Below are 16,644 nucleotides of genomic sequence, written 5' to 3'. Positions count from 1 at the left end.
TTTTATTAAAATAATACAAATTTATTAACAATTTATTCATGAGTAATTCATATCAAATTTATCTTATATCTGACTCCACTGGGGAGACATTAGATCGAATTTTTTTAGCACTAAAAGCCCAATTTAAAAATATTGAATACAAGGTATATTCGTACTCTTTTACAAGAACTGAAAATCAAATTCTTAGAATTTTAGAAGATGCAAAAAAAAATGAGAATTCAGTAATTCTTTATACAATTGTAGATAATAATTTAGCTAAATATTTAGCGAATGTAAGTGAAAAAAAAAAATTCCTTGTTTTGGTATTTTAGGAAATTTAATTTTAAATTTTTCTAAAATACTCAATCAGAAAGCATCTCACGAACCAAGCGGTCAACACGTGCTTAATGAAGAATATTATGAAAGAATAGAAGCCATCCAATTTACCATGAATCATGATGATGGAAATTTGTTAAATGATATAGAAAAATCAGACATTGTTCTAGTGGGCGTTAGCAGAACAAGTAAAACACCCACATCTATTTATCTTGCGAACAAAGGTTTTAAAACTTCAAATATACCTCTCGTAAATGAAAATTCATTACCCAAAAAATTAAAAGAAAATCCACAAATAACTTGTGTTGTTGGTTTAAACACAGAGCCAGAACGTTTGGTTGATTTAAGAAAAAATAGAATGAACTCTTTAAAAGAAACTGAAAATGCAAAATATACAAATATTGAAAACATCAAAAAAGAAATTATGGATGCAAAGAAAACTTTCCAAAAATATAAATGGCCATCAATTGATGTTACAAGGAAATCTGTTGAAGAAACTGCTGCGTCTATAATAAAGATACACGAAATATATTTAAACAATGTTAGATAAAATTATTCTTGCATCTAAAAGCAAAGTCAGAAAAGAAATATTGGTTAAGCACAATATATCTTGCGAGGTTAAACCATCAAATGTAGATGAAGATGTTGTTAAGGACACTCTTATAGGTGAATCTGCTACACCAGAAACCATCTCAAAAAATTTAGCCGAACTGAAAGCTAACAAGGTAAGTTTAAGTCAAAAGGATAAATTAGTTCTAGGAGCTGATAGCGTATTAGACTTGAATGGTGAGCTAATATCTAAACCAGAGAGCCGAGAAGAAGCTTTAATCATTTTACGTAAACTTAATGGTAAAAAACACTATTTGATAAGTTCAGTCTGCATTTCAAAGAATGGTACAATGATATGGAATTATACTGATAGGGCTGAACTAACTATGAAAAGCTTTTCAGAAAACAACTTAAAAGATTATTTATCAAAAATATCAGACGAGGCCCTATATGCTTATAATGTCTATCAAATTGAGGGTGAAGGAAGAAACTTATTTTCAAATATTGTTGGAGACGAAGATACCATAATGGGACTACCCGTTTTTAAAATTAAAGAATATTTAAAAAATTACCAATGAAAAAATTTTTAGTAATAGGGAATCCTATCGAACACTCCTTGTCTCCAGTGTTGCACAACTATTGGATCAAAAATAACGATATTGATGCAATTTACGAAAAACGAAAACTGAATGAAAATGAACTAGAAAAACTAATTTCACAAGTTAGAGAAAAAAAAATTAACGGTCTTAACGTTACTGTACCATTTAAAAGAACCATCATTCCTTTTTTAGATGAGTTAAGTATTGAAGCTCAAAAAACACAATCAGTTAATACAATTTATCTTAAAGGAAATAAAGTAACTGGGCACAATACAGATATAATTGGATTTGAAACTAGTATTAAAAAATTGGATTATAACCTTAATAACAAAAAAGTTTTAATTTTAGGAGCTGGAGGAGTGGTTCCCTCAATAATTTTTGCTTTAATAAAAATGAAAGTTTCTAAAATTACAATAAGCAATAGAACAAGAGAAAAAGCAGAAAATTTAAAAAAACTTTTTGAAAATATAGAATTAACAGAATGGGGCGTGGTCCCAAATTTTGATGTGATAATTAATGCTACGAGTTTAGGCTTAAAAAAAGAAGATAAAATAAATTTAGATTTTTCATCAATCTCTAAAAACAAATTTTTCTATGATGTTATCTATAATCCTGCAGAGACAAATTTCTTAAAAAATGGAAAAAAATTAGGAAATATAGCTTTAAATGGAAAATTAATGTTTATTTATCAGGCTTTTTCAGCCTTTAAAATTTGGCATGGGATTGAACCAGATGTAAATGAAAACGTTATTAAATTATTAGATCGATGATTAAAATTGGAATTTTGGGTGATATAGGTTCGGGCAAAAGTTATGTGGCCCAAAATTTTGGTTATCCAGTTTTTAATGCCGACGATGAGGTTGCTAAATTATACCAAATAAATAAGAATGTTTTTAATAAGTTAAAAAAAAAATTACCAAAATATATTCATTCATTTCCAATAAAAAAAATAGAAATCTTAAATGCAATATTGGCTAATAAAAATAATTTAAATAAAATAGTTAAGATTATTCATTTAGAAATAAGAAAAAAAATGAATATTTTTTTGAAAAAAAACAAAAATAAAAAAATTGTAATTTTAGACATTCCATTATTGCTAGAAAACAAAATTAATAAAAAAAAAGATATATTAGTTTTTGTAGAATCTAAGCAATCCCACATTTCAAAAAGACTTAAAAAAAGAAAAAATTTTAATCAAAAGCTCTTGAAAAAATTTAAGTCTATCCAATATTCGACAGAGTATAAAAAGAAAAAATCTAATTTTACTATTAAAAATAATTTTACAAAAAAATCTGTTAATAATGGTATAAAGAAAATTCTTAAAGAGATTATATAAATGAAGGAAGTAGTTTTAGACACAGAAACAACGGGCATATCAATAAAAGAAGGACACAGAATTGTTGAGGTTGGCTGTATAGAGCTGGACAATTTAATCCCAACAAAAAGAAAATTTCATTGCTACTTAAATCCAGAGAGAAAGGTATCAGAAAAAGCTTTAGAAGTTCATGGATATACAGATGAATTTTTAGCTTCTCAAAAAAAGTTTGTTGATATTGGAGAACAATTTTTAGAATTTATAAAAGATAAAAGACTTATTATTCATAACGCAGACTTTGACTTGAGTCATTTGAATAATGAATTAGCCATATTAGGAAAAAAAAAATAAATAATGAGATTATTGATACTTTAATTTTAGCAAGAGATAAATTTCCAGGATCACCTGTTAGCCTAGATGCTCTTTGTAAAAGATATAGAGTTGATAATTCAAGAAGAACCCAACATACAGCATTGATTGACTGCGATTTGTTAGCAAAGGTTTATATAAATTTAATAGATCAAAAAGAACCAACATTAAATTTTCAAAATGATGAAGCAAAGATTAATCAAAAAAACAATACAAGTATTGATTATTTTAAAAAGATTGTATCACCAACTGCTGAAGAACAAAAAAAACATAAAAATTACCTAAAAAACAATCTTAAAAAAAATTTTTTTTAATTTAATCTTTGATTATAGAGTTGTTCAAAATCAATCTTTTTTTCAAATTTGACACTTGGATAACCTGAGTTATGTAATAAATTTAAAAAAGATTTTTCCAATTCAGGATAAATCTCAATTTGAACATCACACAATACTATTTTTTCAAGGTCTTTCTTTTCCGTAATATTCTCTTCTATTTTTACAATAGTTGAATAATTAATTTCAAAATAAGATTTTTTTTTATTTTCTTGTTTGTCTTCAAATTTTAAAATTGTATTAACTTCTACCATTTTATCTTTAAGGGCTTTGGAATTAATATCAATATTGAGTTGATACTTTGAAATATAATCACGTACAAAAATATATGTTTCAATATCAGGAGTCTCACTTGACATATCTTTAATATACTTTCCTAATATTTTATATTTTTTTGTCATTGTCATCTTCTATATCTTCAAATTCGCCATCAATGAAATTATTTTTTATGGTGTCTTTTTCCTCTTTTTTAAATTTATAAAAAAATTTTTCTAAAAAAAAATTTCTAGAAATAGGAAATATGATTAAGAATCCTATAATATCTGTTGCAAAGCCAGGAATAATCAATAATAGAGCTGCAAAAGCAATTGCGGCACCTGATATCATTTCATATGTTGGTGTTTTATTTTTGCTTATCTGCTGAAAGCCTGATTTAATAGTATTCAATCCTTCATATTTGGCATAACAAATCCCAACTATTGCTGTGGTGAATATTAGTAAAATAGTAGTAATAGCACCAATTTGAGATCCTATTTTGATAAAGAGGAATATTTCAATAGCAGGAATTAAAATTATTAATAATAAAACTGAGTTCATTTGTCTGTAATCTAAATTGCTAGTTGAAATTAATCAACATAGTAATTATTATAAGTCTATGAGTTACAGCTTCGAATATATAGATATAATTCTCCTAGCAATGATTGCTGGATTTATCTTTTTAAGACTAAGAGGAATACTTGGAAAAAGAAGTGGGTTTGACGGAAAAGCATCAACACATTTTGATAAAATTTTAAAAGAAGCTGTGGTTGCTAAAAAATCAGAAAATAATGAGGTTTTTGATGAAGAAGCACAAAAAGAATTCCTAAAGGGTGCAAAAATTGCTTATGAAACCATAATCACTGATTTTAGTGATAATGATAATAAATTAACAACCAGTAAACCTTTATTAAATAAAGAAACTTATAATCAATTCAATGAAGCCTTAAAAGAGAGAAGTGGGAGAGGTCATTATGCTGAAATAACTTTTATAGGAATAAATTCTGCAGTTATAAAGGAACACAAAAAAATAGATAAGATTTTTAATGTTACAGTAGATTTTATTGCTGAGGTTATAACTTGTATTAAAGATAAAGATAAAAAAATTATATCAGGTGATCCAGAAAAAATAAAAAAAATCTATGATACTTGGGTTTTTTCACGAGACATAACATCAGCCAACCCTAATTGGCAATTAGTTAATATTTTAACTTAATTGACTGACAATATTTCAGAAAAAGATAAAAAAGACTGGGAAAATTTTCTTTCAAAAAATGAAAAATTACCAAACAAAGATTTTAAATTAGATAAAAAAATATCTTTTAAAATTAAAACAATTGACTTGCATGGCTATAGCCTTGAGGAGGCTAATAAATCTATTGAGGATTTTATAATCAAATCTCATCAAGAAAATATAAATAAATTAATTGTTGTTACTGGTAAAGGAATACATTCTCAAAATGAAAAGGACCCTTATGTATCAAAAGATTTAAGTATTTTGAAATACTCAGTTCCTGAATTTATTTCAAATAGTAAAAATTTAATGAAACTTATTTATGAAATTAAAGATGCAAAAATTGAGGATGGTGGCAGTGGAGCCTTTTATATTTTTTTGAAAAAAAATAAATTTATAAAATAAATTTTGAAAGATCGGTATCTTTAACTAAATTATCTAAATTTTTATTAATATAATCTTTGTTAATAATAATTTTTTCTCCAGCACGATCGGTTGCAGTAAAACTAATTTCATCTAAAATTTTTTCTATTATTGTGTGAAGTCTTCTAGCTCCAATATTTTCAACTGTAGCATTTACCTCTGATGCAATGTTTGCAATAGTGTCAATACCATCATCTGAAAATTCTAGATCAACATTTTCAGTTTTTAATAAGGCCACATATTGTTTTATCAAACTAAAATCTGGTTCTCTTAAAATTCGTTTAAAATCATTGCTAGTCAACGCTTCTAGCTCAACTCTTATAGGTAGTCGTCCTTGAAGCTCAGGAAGTAAATCAGACGGTTTTGCAAGTTGAAATGCTCCTGATGCTATGAATAAAATATGATCAGTTTTAATTGGACCATGTTTTGTGTTTACAGTTGTTCCTTCAATTAATGGCAGTAAGTCTCTCTGCACACCTTCACGAGAAACATCTCCACCAACTCTGTCTGTTCTTGCAGAAATTTTATCTATTTCGTCTAAAAAAACTATTCCATTATTTTCAGTTGATAATTTTGCTGCTTTAATAATTTTATCTTGTTCAATTAATTTATCTGATTCATCATTGATTAAAATTTCATGAGATTCTTTTACTGTCATTTTCTTTTTTTTCTCTTTATTTCCCATTGATTTACCAATCATCTCACCAATATTGATCATGCCAACATTTGCTCCAGGCATTCCAGGAATTTCAAAAGAAGTGTTATTTGATCCATTATCACTTACAGCAATCTCAATTTCATTATCATCTAGATCACCACTTCTAAGTCTTTTTCTAAAACTTTCTCTTGTTGCTAAACTTGCTTTTTTACCAACCAAAGCGTCTAAAACTTTTTCTTCAGCAGATTTTTGAGCCTGGGCGTGAACTTCTTTTCTCATTTTGATTTTTTCCATGCCAATAGCTATTTCAATTAGGTCTCTAATTATCTGCTCTACATCTCTTCCAACATATCCAACTTCAGTAAATCTTGTAGCTTCAACTTTTACGAACGGTGCCTCTGCTAATTTTGATAACCTTCTAGAAATTTCAGTTTTACCAACACCAGTTGGTCCAATCATTAAAATATTTTTTGGTAAAACTTCATTTTTCATTTCACCTTTAAGTGCTTGCCTCCGCCATCTATTTCTTAAGGCAATTGCAACAGCTTTTTTAGCTTTTGTCTGACCTACAACAAATCTATCTAATTCAGAAACTATTTCTCTAGGAGATAATGAACTTACAAGAGAACTTTCTTCTTTAGTGTTCTTATCTTTAGGAACTAGAGGTGTTACGTTTGAATTTTCCATTATATTTTTAAAACTTTAATATTATCATTCGTAAAAACACAAATTTCAGATGCTACTTTAATTGCTTTTTTGGCAATTTCTTCTGCACTTTTATCTGTTTCCATCAAAACTTTTCCTGCAGCCAAAGCATAGTTTCCACCCGAACCTATACCTATAACATCTCCCTCAGGTTCTAAAACATCCCCAGTTCCTGAAATAATGTAACTGTTGTCTTTATCACCAATTGCCATCAGGGCCTCTAATCTTCTAAGATATTTATCTGTTCGCCAATCCTTGGCTAATTCAACAGCTGCTCTTGATAAGTTCCCAGCATGCTTTTCAATCTTAGCTTCTAATCTCTCAAACAAAGTTAAAGCATCCGCAGTTGAACCTGCAAATCCTGCTACCACATCTCTTTTTTCAATTTTTCTAATTTTTGAAGCTGTACTTTTAACTACAGTATTTCCCATACTTACTTGACCATCTCCAGCGACCACTACTTCATTGTTTTTTCTTACTAACACAATTGTTGTCATAGGAGATAAATGGTAACTATTTTTGATACTTCAAGTGTTGATACTGATATTGATATAGTGGGATTATATATGTATACCTCTAAAATATATGGCTAGAAAAGGAAAAGTATCGAGAAAAACTAAAGAAACCAGCATTAGTGTTGAGGTAAATATTGACGGTAAAGGTAAATACCAAATTGACACTGGAATTGGTTTTTTGGACCATATGCTTGAGCAATTATCAAAGCATTCATTAATTGATTTAAAGGTTAAAGCGAAAGGTGACACACACATTGATCTTCACCACACCACAGAAGATACGGGTATTGCAATTGGTGAAGCTTTAAAAAAAGCTGCAAAGAAATTTGTTGGCATTAAAAGATATGCTCATAGAGTTATTCCAATGGATGAAACGTTAACCAGGGTTGCAATAGATGTTTCAAACAGACCTTATTTAATATGGAAAGTAAAATTAAAAGTGGAGAAGCTTGGTGAGATGGACACAGAATTATTCAAAGAATGGTTCCAAGCATTTTCTCAATCCGCTGGTATCACTATGCATGTTGAAAATATTTATGGAGACAATAGTCACCACATTATCGAGTCTTGCTACAAAGCATTAGCAAGATCATTGAGAGAAGCATTGGAGATGGACCCAAGAAGTAAGAAGAGCATTCCATCTACTAAAGGCTCATTATAAGTTTAATGAATGTCACAATTGTTGATTATAATTCGGGTAATATAAGCTCGGTAATAAATTCCTTTAATGAGGTTGCTAAAAACAAAGTAAAACTCAAAGTTACTTCGGATTTAAATAAGATTAAGTCTAGTGACAAGGTGGTATTACCAGGGCAGGGTTCGTTTAAGAGTTGTGTTGATGCACTAAATAATATCAAAGGTTTAGTTGATACCTTAAATGAATTTGTAATAAATCATAAAAAACCACTTCTTGGAATATGTGTTGGATTGCAAATGTTTGCGGATATTGGTTATGAGGAAACAGAAACTAAAGGTTTAGGATGGATATCAGGTCAGGTATCAAAAATCGATAATCAAAACGGAAAATATAAACTTCCTCATATTGGTTGGAACCAAATAAATATCCTAAAAGACAGTAAGATTTTTAAAAATATAGAAAATAACCCTCATATGTATTTTGTTCACAGTTATGAATTTATACCTGAAGATAAAAGTGTAATTTCATCAACAACAGATTACTCATCAAATATTGTATGTTCTATTGAAAAAGAAAATGTTTTTGGAACCCAGTTTCATCCTGAAAAAAGTGATAAAACTGGCCTTAAAATAATTGATAACTTTATAAATTTATAAAATGAAAATATTTCCTGCAATTGACATTAAAGATAAAAAGTGTGTCAGACTAGTTAAAGGAGACTTTGACAACAAAACTGAATATGAAATGTCACCTGTGGAACAAGCAGGAAAATACAAGGATCATGGTTTTAAAAACTTACACATAGTTGATTTAGATGGGGCTTTAACTGGAGAAATGGTCAATCTTGATATTATTCAAGAAATAGTAAGTAAATTTGATATTAAAATTGAAATTGGTGGAGGCATTAGATGCTTTGAAAGTATCAAGAAATATATTGAAGCAGGTGTTGAGAAAGTTATTTTAGGAAGTGCTGCTATTAAAGATAAAGTTTTTTTAAAAGAAGCATGTGAAAAATTTCCAAACAAAATTGCTTTGGGGTTGGATGCTAAAGATGGTTATTTATCAGTCTCTGGGTGGAGAGAAAATTCTAATCAACTAACTCTAGATTATTTAAAAGAAGTTAATGATTATGGTGTAAGTAGATTGATCTTCACTGATATCAACAGGGATGGAATGAAGCAAAGTCCCAACTTTGAAGAAACATCTAAGATTGCTGACATAGCCAATTGTCCTGTAATAATATCTGGAGGAGTTTCTTCAATTGATGATGTTAAAAAAGCAAAAGAATTAAATAATAAGAATATTGAAGGTATTATAGTTGGAAAAGCCATTTATGATGGTGATATCAAATTAGAGAAATTGGTTAAGGAACTAGATGCTTAAAAATAGAGTAATACCTTGTTTAGATGTTAAAAATGGCCGCGTAGTTAAAGGTATTAATTTCGTAGATCTAAAGGATGCTGGAGATCCAGTTGAACAAGCAAAAATTTATTCAGACGGTGGAGCTGATGAAATTTGTTTTTTAGATATTACTGCTTCAAACGAAAATAGAAATACTATTTATGAAGTGGTAGAGAAAACTTCTAAGAAATGTTTTGTTCCCTTAACTGTTGGAGGAGGAGTTAGAAGTGTTGATGATATAAACAAATTACTAAACTGTGGTGCGGATAAGGTATCAATCAATACTGCTGCAGTCCAAAATCCAGAAGTAGTAGAAGAAAGTTCTAAAAAATTTGGCTCACAATGTATTGTTGTTGCAATAGATGCAAAAAAAAATGGAAATAATTGGGAAATTTTTACTCATGGTGGAAGAAACAATACTAGAATTGATGCGATAGAATTTGCAAAAAAAATGGAAAATAGTGGAGCAGGAGAGCTATTAGTTACTTCAATGGACAGAGATGGTACTCAAGCAGGATATGATATTGATCTGATGTTTAAAATTTCATCTAAAGTTAATATACCTGTTATTGCCTCAGGTGGTGTTGGTAATTTAGACCACTTAGTTCAAGGTATAAAATTAGGAGAAGCTAGCGCTGTATTAGCAGCATCAATATTTCACTATGGAAAACATTCAATAAAAGAGGCTAAGGAATATCTGGATTCAAAAGGAATACCTGTTAGAATTTAGTATGCTTAGTACATTAGAAAATTTAATAAAACTTGCACGAGAAAGAAAATCAGCACCAGCAAAAGGGTCTTACACAAATAAGTTGCTTACAGATAAAGCCTTAAGTAAAGCCAAAGTTTTAGAGGAAGTTGATGAATTAATTGAAGCGATTGAAGAAGATACAAATAAAATACATGAAGCGGCAGATGTATTTTATCATTTATTGATGTACTTAGAAGCTAATGATGTGAAAATTGAAGAAGTGATGCAGGAATTAGAAAATAGAAAAAAATGAGTTATGATGATAACAATATCTTTGCAAAAATTTTAAGGGGAGAGATACCTTGTAATAAAATTTATGAAGATGACTTTGTTTTGTCTTTTTATGACATTAATCCTCAAAAAAAAATTCATGCTTTAGTCATCCCTAAAGGGAAATATGTTGATCTTGATGATTTTAGTTTAAGTGCCTCCCCAGAAGAGATGGTTGGGTTGCTTAAGGGTATAAATATAGTTGCTAAAAAACTAGGTATTTCAACAGAAGTAGGCAAAGGCTATAGAGCACTCACCAATATAAGTGATGATGGTGGTCAAGAGGTTCCACACTTACACTTTCATTTATTTGGGGGAGAAAAAGTTGGAAAAATGGTTGAGTGACACAAGAAGTTAATAGAAATTATTTAGAAATAAATTCAATTCAAGATCTTAATGAGGTTATCAAACCTAATGGAGATTATTCTTTAAATTTATTAGAGCCAATAAATTTTCAGCTAAATAAATTTTTTTATAAAAATATTGGAAAAAAACATAGATGGGTTGATCGATTAGTTTGGACAGAAACTCAATGGATAGATTATGTTTCTAATAAAAATGTTAAAACATATGTTTTTAAATTTAAAGATGATTTAGCTGGCTTCTTTGAGTTGATATCTCATAGTGAAAAAAAAGAAGTTGAAATTGCCTACTTTGGATTGCTAGAAGAATTTCAAAATAAAAAATTGGGATCATATTTATTAACCAAAGCAATTCAGATATCTTTTAAAGGAAGTGTTAATAGAGTTTGGGTTCATACATGCTCTCTTGATCACAAAAATGCTTTAAATAATTATATTGCTAGAGGTATGAAAATATTTAAAACTGAAACTATAAGAGTCTAGTTTTGTGTTGGTAGTATAAATAAATCTTCATCAATTTGTTGATTTACCTGAATTGAGGAAAGATAAGTAACATTTACATTTTGATAGATATCTTTGGTCTGCCACCCGAATAAATTAAAAGTTTTATCATCAAAAAAAATATTTATTTCACTGTTATTTTCTACTATTTCAAAATTTATATAAGTTTTATCTAATATTCTTTCATTTAAATTTTCTATTTTTTTAATTAAAAAATTTTTATCTAATATTAAGTTCAGCGGAGTTTTATTTAAAGGGTACCTGTAAAAACTTGTTATAGTTTTAACTACTAGTGATTTGCCATTTGAAACTAAAATTTTATTATTTTTTTGATATTTACAATAAATTTTCTTTGGATATTCAATTGTACAATTTCCAATTTCTATTTTTCCATTAATATTTTGTTCAAAGTCAAAATTTAGGTTTCTGGTATTTTTTAAATTTTCTATTATTTTATCTTTATTACTTGCATGTGCATTGGAAATTAAAACTAAAAAAATGTAAATAAGAAAGTATTTAAACATTAAAGCACATCTCTTTTACCAACATGATTTGCTTTACTAACAACTCCATCAGCTTCCATCATATCAATAATTCTTGCTGCACGATTGTAGCCAATTTGAAGTTTCCTTTGTAAAAAAGAAGTTGATGCTTTACCCTCTGATCGAATAATTTCTAATGCTTGCAGATATAGTTCGTCTTTATCACCCTGATTTTGACTATCACTAATTTCTTTATCATCAGCAAAGTTTAATATTTCATCTATATAATCTGGCTCAGCTTGAGTTCTTAGAGAATTATTAATTTTCTCAATCTCATTATCAGATACAAATGGCGCATGTATTCTAACTATTTTATTCGCAGATGACATGTAGAGCATATCTCCCTTACCTAGCAATTGTTCAGCACCCTGCTCACCAAGAATAGTTCTACTATCTATTTTTGAGGTAACTTGAAAAGATATTCTAGTAGGGAAATTGGCTTTAATTGTGCCAGTAATAACGTCAACACTGGGTCTTTGAGTGGCCATAATAATATGAATTCCTGCGGCTCGAGCCATCTGAGATAATTTTTGAATATAGTTTTCAATCTCTTTACCGGCAACTAACATTAAATCTGACATTTCATCAACTACAACAACTATATAGGGCATTGGAAGAGTATGTTTAGTATTATACCCATCAATATTTCTTACACCCTCTTTCGTCATCAATCTGTATCTACTTTCCATTTCTTTAACAACCCAGCCAAGAACAGAAGCTGCTTTTTTTGCCTCAGTAATTACTGGGCAAAGCAAATGTGGAATACCCTCGTATGTTGATAGTTCAAGCATCTTAGGATCGATTAAAATAAACTTACATTTATCTGGTGTGTGCCGATAAAGGAGAGATAAAATGATAGTATTAATACAAACTGATTTTCCAGAACCTGTAGTTCCAGCGATAAGAAGATGAGGCATAGAAGTTAGATCACCAACAAGTGGTTTGCCAGAAATACTTTTGCCAAGTGCTATTGGTAATTTTATATCCCTTTTTTTAAAATCAGAATTATTTAAAATCTCACTTAAAAAAACATTTTCTCTTGCATTATTTGGAAGCTCTATGCCAACAGTATTGCTTCCAGGAATTGTTGATATTCTAGCAGACTCCGAGCTCGTGTTTCTTGCAATATCATCAGATAGATTTATTATTTTAGAAACTTTGACTCCAGCAGCAGGCTCAAACTCATTAAGAGTAACAACTGGACCGTGGCTAACTTTCTTTATATTTCCACTAACCCCAAAATCCATAAGTATTTTTTCTAAAAACTCTGGATTGTGAGTTTCATTTTTTTCAAAATTCTCTCTTTCTTTTTTTGTTGGAATTTTCAATAAATCAAGGCTTGGTAATTTAAATTTTATTTTAGTTTCAAATTTATTTTCATTTTTTATGAAAGGTAAATCTTCTTGAATAAGATTTTTTATTTCATCTTGTGGAATATATTCACTAATTATTTCATTTTTATCTGTATAATTTCTACTATTCTTTTTATTTAAAAAATTTAAGATTCTTTTAATAAATAAAAAAAATTTTTTAATATCAAAATTTAAACTTATCAGAAAAAAAATAAAAATAGTTAAAACTAATATATAGAAGGATACATCTTCATTAATTAATATTAGTGATTTGAGAAACGATTGACTTAAATATTGCCCAACAAAACCACTATTTCCGTTTATGTATAGCGCATATGTGTTAGAATAATAATGGGCAAAAAAAAGTGTACCAAATATTAAATATAAAATTGTAAAAAAATTATTTTCGATAAATAAAAAGAAATCTTTTGTTTTAAAAATGTTAATGCCTGTAATTATGAGTGTAAAAGGAATTAAATAAGCCATCAAACCGACGGATTGGAAAACTAAATCAGATATAAAGCTACCCTGAAAACCCATTAAGTTTTCAATTTTCGTATTTTCAGGAAAAATGTAATTAGGATCGTTAGGAGAATATGTTATCAATGACAAAAATAGCACCACCCCTGTCAAAGAAACCAAAGCCCCAAATATTTCTGCCAATCTTTTAATGGTAAAATTAAGCAATAAATCAGCTGTTTTTTTAATATTCATATAAATGAGTCGGTTAAATCACTTTGTATCATCTAATTTTTATTGTTAAAATTAAAAATATTATGACAGTTTGTATACTTGGTAACGGTTTAACAGCTTTAACTTTGGCAAAGGGGCTTGTTAACTGTAAAATTAATGTTGACGTACTTTATAACCAAAAAAATTACAAAATTAGCGATACGAGAACTATTGGGATTACAAAAAATAATATAGATTTTTTTAACAATAATATAATTAATATTAAAAAAATTATTTGGGATTTAAAAAATATAGAAATTTTTTCAGAAAATCTAAAGAAAGAAAGACTAATAAATTTTAAAGCAAATAACGATCAACTTTTTTCAATACTTAAGAACCATAAGTTATATGAATTATTAGAAAAAAATTTATCTAAAAATAAATTTTTTAAATCAAAATTTGTAAAAAAAGAAAATTTATCTTTTTTAAACAAGTATGAACTTATAATTAATTGTGATCCATTTAATTTAATTACAAAAAAATATTTTAGTAAAAAAATAATCAAAGAATACAATAGTTATGCCTATACCACTATAATTTCTCATGACCAGATTTTAAATGATACAGCTTTTCAAATTTTTACAAAAAAAGGTCCATTAGCTTTTTTACCAATTTCAAACACACAAACATCTATAGTATATTCCCTATATAACTCTAAAAACCAAAAAGAAAAAAATATTAACAAACTAATAAGAGATAAAAATTTTAGGTATAAAATCAAAAGTGTAGATAAAATTAATAGTTTTGAGTTAAAATCGTTAAATTTAAGATCCTATTACCATAATAATATATTAGCATTTGGAGACTTGTTGCATAAAGTTCATCCATTGGCTGGTCAAGGTTTTAATATGACTATTAGAGATATTAAAATTTTTTTAAAGATTATCAAAAAAAGATTGGATAATGGTTTATCTTTGGATAGTTCAGTAAATTTAGAATTTCAAAATAGACAGAAACATAAAAATTTTATTTTTTCGTGTGGTGTAGATTTAATTCACGAACTCTTTAATTTCGAAAGAAAAATGAAAACTAGTTTTCTAAGTAAGTCTGTTAAGCTAATTAGTAATTATCCATCTATCAATAAAATGTTTTCTAAAATTGCTGACAGAGGGGTGTTGTTTTAGCTTACTGAAGAGTTGTATTGTCGTAAATATCGTAAGTGTAGGTACTTAAAATCTCAGCTATTTTATTTTTTCTTATACTAAGATTTTCTGCTTCTAATAAGATTTGTTTTTCTTCTAATGAAAAAGGCGAAGCCATCGCCAAAGCATTTATAGTCTCATCCAAACTTTGTTTTTCGAGTTCTTTCCAATTTATTATAAAACCTCTCTTTTCAAATAATGTTTTCAGATCTTTAAAAATTAACTCTAAGTCAGAAAATTTAAGCTGTTCTTTCTTGTTATCAAGATCATGATTAAAACGTTTAAAATCAACCTCATATTCTCTATATTTTTTTGTAGTTTCAATTTCTTTTTTAACTTCAAATCTAATTAAACCTTTAAGCTCTATTAAGTATCTTCCATCCTCAGTTTCCTTGAAACTTGTTATTTTTCCAAGGCAGCCAATATTATGTAGATCGGGAGAAACCAAATCATCACTTGCTTTTTTTGGTTGAATCAATCCAATTAGCTTATCTGACATCATACTATCATTTATCATATCTATATATCTTGGTTCAAATATATTTAATGGAACTGTCGTTTTAGGAAATATTATAAAATTGCTTAGAGGGAAAATAGGCAAAATTTTAGGTAAATTTTTCATTTAGAATAAATTATTAAAACTATTATTAATCATCTATAATATTTATACAATGATATTTTGGATTTCATCCTATCCCAAAAGTGGAAATACGTGGCTTAGAATTTTATTAGCATCGTATTATTATACTAAAGATGGAGTATTTGATGAAAATGTTTTGAAATATATTGATCAATTTCCACAAAAAAAATTTTTCAATGGATTTAGTTATGACCCTAAAATTTCAACTGATACGACTAAATTTTGGATAAAAGCACAAGAAAAAATTAATCAAGACAAAAAAATAAGATTTTTTAAAACCCACAATGTTTTTGGATCAGTAAATAATTTTAATTTTACCAATAGAGAAAATTCGATTGGTTGTGTTTACGTAGTTAGAGATCCCAGAAATGTAATTACCTCACTTAAAAATTTTTATGAAATGAATGATGATCAAGCATTCAAATTTGTAACATCTAAAAGTCAATATATCTATGATCTTCACAAATTTTCAGAAAATGGCTATAGTGATTTTCAATTTATTAGTTCATGGGACTCAAATTTGGAGTCATGGAAATCACAAAAAAGAATACCCGTAAAGGTAATTAGATATGAGGATTTGTTAAATCAAACATACACAGTAGTCAATGATGTGATTAGTTTTATTAACCAAACTATAGGCAGTAAAGAAAAAATTTTTAAAAACAAAATTAAAAATGCTGTTAGCTCATCATCATTTTCAAAGCTAAAAGATAAAGAAAAAAGTCATGGTTTTTTAGAAGCCCCCAGATCTAAAATTGGTGACTCAAAAATTCCTTTCTTTAATTTAGGGCCAAAAAATAATTGGAAAACAATTCTAAATGATGATCTCAAATATAAATTAAATAAAGTTTTTAAAAAAAAATTAGAAGAATTGTCTTACGAATAAACTTCAAGTCTTTATACATAAGTACTTTATTTCTTGCTAAATTTATAAAAAGCTTCTATTTTCATTATTTATAGAATAAGCGGGCATAGCTCAGTGGTAGAGCGTCTCGTTGCCAACGAGAAGGTCGAGGGTTCGACCCCCTTTGCCCGCTCCATAATT

At 28.0% G+C, this 16,644-nt stretch carries 21 protein-coding genes, 1 tRNA gene and 2 pseudogenes; 17 read left to right on the top strand and 7 right to left on the bottom strand.

Translation table 11 applies throughout. The annotated features are described in order from the left end of the window. Positions 1–38 precede the first annotated feature (38 nt). The 5 genes and pseudogenes from ACIJYH_RS06960 (at position 39) to dnaQ (ending at position 3,461) form a co-directional block, all read left to right on the top strand. Positions 39–865 (top strand): annotated as a pseudogene (locus ACIJYH_RS06960) (pyruvate, water dikinase regulatory protein). After that, a complete protein-coding gene (locus ACIJYH_RS06955; RefSeq protein ID WP_435162896.1) occupies positions 855–1,442 on the top strand; it encodes a Maf family protein in 588 nt (195 codons plus the stop codon). Before ACIJYH_RS06960 ends, ACIJYH_RS06955 begins: the two are co-directional and overlap by 11 nt. After that, positions 1,439–2,233: a shikimate dehydrogenase gene (aroE, locus tag ACIJYH_RS06950; protein WP_435162894.1), complete on the top strand. Its 795-nt coding sequence runs from the start codon at positions 1,439–1,441 to the stop codon at positions 2,231–2,233. The genes ACIJYH_RS06955 and aroE overlap by 4 nt, the downstream gene beginning before the upstream one ends. Next, positions 2,230–2,799 carry a dephospho-CoA kinase gene (coaE, locus tag ACIJYH_RS06945; protein WP_435162892.1) on the top strand — a complete coding sequence of 190 codons (570 nt, stop codon included), beginning with the start codon at positions 2,230–2,232 and terminating at the stop codon, positions 2,797–2,799. The genes aroE and coaE overlap by 4 nt, the downstream gene beginning before the upstream one ends. Continuing rightward, positions 2,800–3,461 (top strand): annotated as a pseudogene (gene dnaQ / locus ACIJYH_RS06940) (DNA polymerase III subunit epsilon). Here the strand turns inward: dnaQ and ACIJYH_RS06935 are convergent. Continuing rightward, on the bottom strand, positions 3,458–3,880 hold the full coding sequence (locus ACIJYH_RS06935; RefSeq protein ID WP_435162890.1) for a protein-export chaperone SecB: 423 nt from the start codon (positions 3,878–3,880) through the stop codon (positions 3,458–3,460). The pseudogene dnaQ and the gene ACIJYH_RS06935 overlap by 4 nt on opposite strands. Next, positions 3,864–4,295, bottom strand: coding sequence for an FxsA family protein (locus ACIJYH_RS06930; RefSeq protein WP_435162888.1), 432 nt, complete (start codon positions 4,293–4,295; stop codon positions 3,864–3,866). Before ACIJYH_RS06930 ends, ACIJYH_RS06935 begins: the two co-directional genes overlap by 17 nt. A gap of 58 nt (positions 4,296–4,353) precedes the next feature. On the opposite strand from ACIJYH_RS06930, the gene ACIJYH_RS06925 reads away from it, so the two are divergent. Next, the gene (locus ACIJYH_RS06925) at positions 4,354–4,950 is read left to right on the top strand and encodes a Tim44/TimA family putative adaptor protein (protein WP_435162886.1); all 597 of its coding nucleotides are present in this window, start codon (positions 4,354–4,356) and stop codon (positions 4,948–4,950) included. Further along, entirely contained in the window at positions 4,951–5,373 is a 423-nt protein-coding gene (locus ACIJYH_RS06920) for a Smr/MutS family protein (protein ID WP_435162884.1), read from the top strand. Here ACIJYH_RS06920 and hslU read toward each other — a convergent pair. Then, positions 5,363–6,736, bottom strand: coding sequence for an ATP-dependent protease ATPase subunit HslU (gene hslU / locus ACIJYH_RS06915; protein ID WP_435162883.1), 1,374 nt, complete (start codon positions 6,734–6,736; stop codon positions 5,363–5,365). The genes ACIJYH_RS06920 and hslU overlap by 11 nt on opposite strands. After that, positions 6,736–7,251, bottom strand: coding sequence for an ATP-dependent protease subunit HslV (hslV, locus tag ACIJYH_RS06910; RefSeq protein WP_023649225.1), 516 nt, complete (start codon positions 7,249–7,251; stop codon positions 6,736–6,738). The genes hslU and hslV overlap by 1 nt, the downstream gene beginning before the upstream one ends. An 88-nt stretch (positions 7,252–7,339) precedes the next feature. Between hslV and hisB the strand changes: the two genes are divergently transcribed. The 7 genes from hisB to ACIJYH_RS06875 are packed head-to-tail and all read left to right on the top strand — an operon-like array spanning position 7,340 to position 11,173. Continuing rightward, complete coding sequence (hisB, locus tag ACIJYH_RS06905; RefSeq protein WP_271497201.1) at positions 7,340–7,930, top strand: imidazoleglycerol-phosphate dehydratase HisB; 591 nt, start codon at positions 7,340–7,342, stop codon at positions 7,928–7,930. 5 nt (positions 7,931–7,935) lie between these two features. Further along, a complete protein-coding gene (hisH, locus tag ACIJYH_RS06900) occupies positions 7,936–8,562 on the top strand; it encodes an imidazole glycerol phosphate synthase subunit HisH (RefSeq protein WP_435162881.1) in 627 nt (208 codons plus the stop codon). Between the two features lies 1 nt (position 8,563). Further along, positions 8,564–9,289: a 1-(5-phosphoribosyl)-5-[(5-phosphoribosylamino)methylideneamino]imidazole-4-carboxamide isomerase gene (gene hisA, locus ACIJYH_RS06895; protein WP_435162879.1), complete on the top strand. Its 726-nt coding sequence runs from the start codon at positions 8,564–8,566 to the stop codon at positions 9,287–9,289. Beyond that, positions 9,282–10,037, top strand: a complete 756-nt coding sequence (gene hisF, locus ACIJYH_RS06890; protein WP_435162877.1) for an imidazole glycerol phosphate synthase subunit HisF — start codon at positions 9,282–9,284, stop codon at positions 10,035–10,037. Before hisA ends, hisF begins: the two co-directional genes overlap by 8 nt. A gap of 1 nt (position 10,038) precedes the next feature. Next, the gene (hisE, locus tag ACIJYH_RS06885) at positions 10,039–10,311 is read left to right on the top strand and encodes a phosphoribosyl-ATP diphosphatase (protein ID WP_435162875.1); all 273 of its coding nucleotides are present in this window, start codon (positions 10,039–10,041) and stop codon (positions 10,309–10,311) included. Then, entirely contained in the window at positions 10,308–10,673 is a 366-nt protein-coding gene (locus ACIJYH_RS06880; RefSeq protein WP_435162873.1) for a histidine triad nucleotide-binding protein, read from the top strand. The genes hisE and ACIJYH_RS06880 overlap by 4 nt, the downstream gene beginning before the upstream one ends. Next, entirely contained in the window at positions 10,670–11,173 is a 504-nt protein-coding gene (locus ACIJYH_RS06875) for a GNAT family N-acetyltransferase (protein ID WP_435162871.1), read from the top strand. The genes ACIJYH_RS06880 and ACIJYH_RS06875 overlap by 4 nt, the downstream gene beginning before the upstream one ends. Here the strand turns inward: ACIJYH_RS06875 and ACIJYH_RS06870 are convergent. Both ACIJYH_RS06870 and ACIJYH_RS06865 read right to left on the bottom strand, forming a co-directional pair. After that, on the bottom strand, positions 11,170–11,715 hold the full coding sequence (locus ACIJYH_RS06870) for a LolA family protein (protein ID WP_435162869.1): 546 nt from the start codon (positions 11,713–11,715) through the stop codon (positions 11,170–11,172). The two genes, ACIJYH_RS06875 and ACIJYH_RS06870, sit on opposite strands and share 4 nt — an antisense overlap. Further along, positions 11,715–13,799 (bottom strand): DNA translocase FtsK, encoded by a 2,085-nt coding sequence (locus ACIJYH_RS06865; RefSeq protein ID WP_435162867.1) that lies wholly within the window; start codon positions 13,797–13,799, stop codon positions 11,715–11,717. Before ACIJYH_RS06865 ends, ACIJYH_RS06870 begins: the two co-directional genes overlap by 1 nt. A 62-nt stretch (positions 13,800–13,861) precedes the next feature. Between ACIJYH_RS06865 and ACIJYH_RS06860 the strand changes: the two genes are divergently transcribed. Beyond that, positions 13,862–14,941: an FAD-dependent monooxygenase gene (locus ACIJYH_RS06860; RefSeq protein ID WP_435162865.1), complete on the top strand. Its 1,080-nt coding sequence runs from the start codon at positions 13,862–13,864 to the stop codon at positions 14,939–14,941. A 1-nt stretch (position 14,942) separates the two neighbouring features. On the opposite strand, the gene ACIJYH_RS06855 is transcribed toward ACIJYH_RS06860, so the two are convergent. Beyond that, entirely contained in the window at positions 14,943–15,581 is a 639-nt protein-coding gene (locus ACIJYH_RS06855; RefSeq protein ID WP_435162862.1) for an LON peptidase substrate-binding domain-containing protein, read from the bottom strand. Between the two features lie 49 nt (positions 15,582–15,630). On the opposite strand from ACIJYH_RS06855, the gene ACIJYH_RS06850 reads away from it, so the two are divergent. Both ACIJYH_RS06850 and ACIJYH_RS06845 read left to right on the top strand, forming a co-directional pair. Then, positions 15,631–16,485: a sulfotransferase domain-containing protein gene (locus ACIJYH_RS06850; protein WP_435162859.1), complete on the top strand. Its 855-nt coding sequence runs from the start codon at positions 15,631–15,633 to the stop codon at positions 16,483–16,485. Between the two features lie 79 nt (positions 16,486–16,564). Next, a tRNA-Gly gene (locus ACIJYH_RS06845) sits at positions 16,565–16,639 on the top strand. The last annotated feature ends 5 nt before the right edge of the window (positions 16,640–16,644 follow it).

It is taken from the genome of Candidatus Pelagibacter bacterium nBUS_25, assembly GCF_051200975.1.
Lineage (GTDB): Bacteria > Pseudomonadota > Alphaproteobacteria > Pelagibacterales > Pelagibacteraceae > Pelagibacter.
Note: the sequence above shows the minus strand (reverse complement) of the source record. Positions and strands in the feature narration are given on the sequence as shown.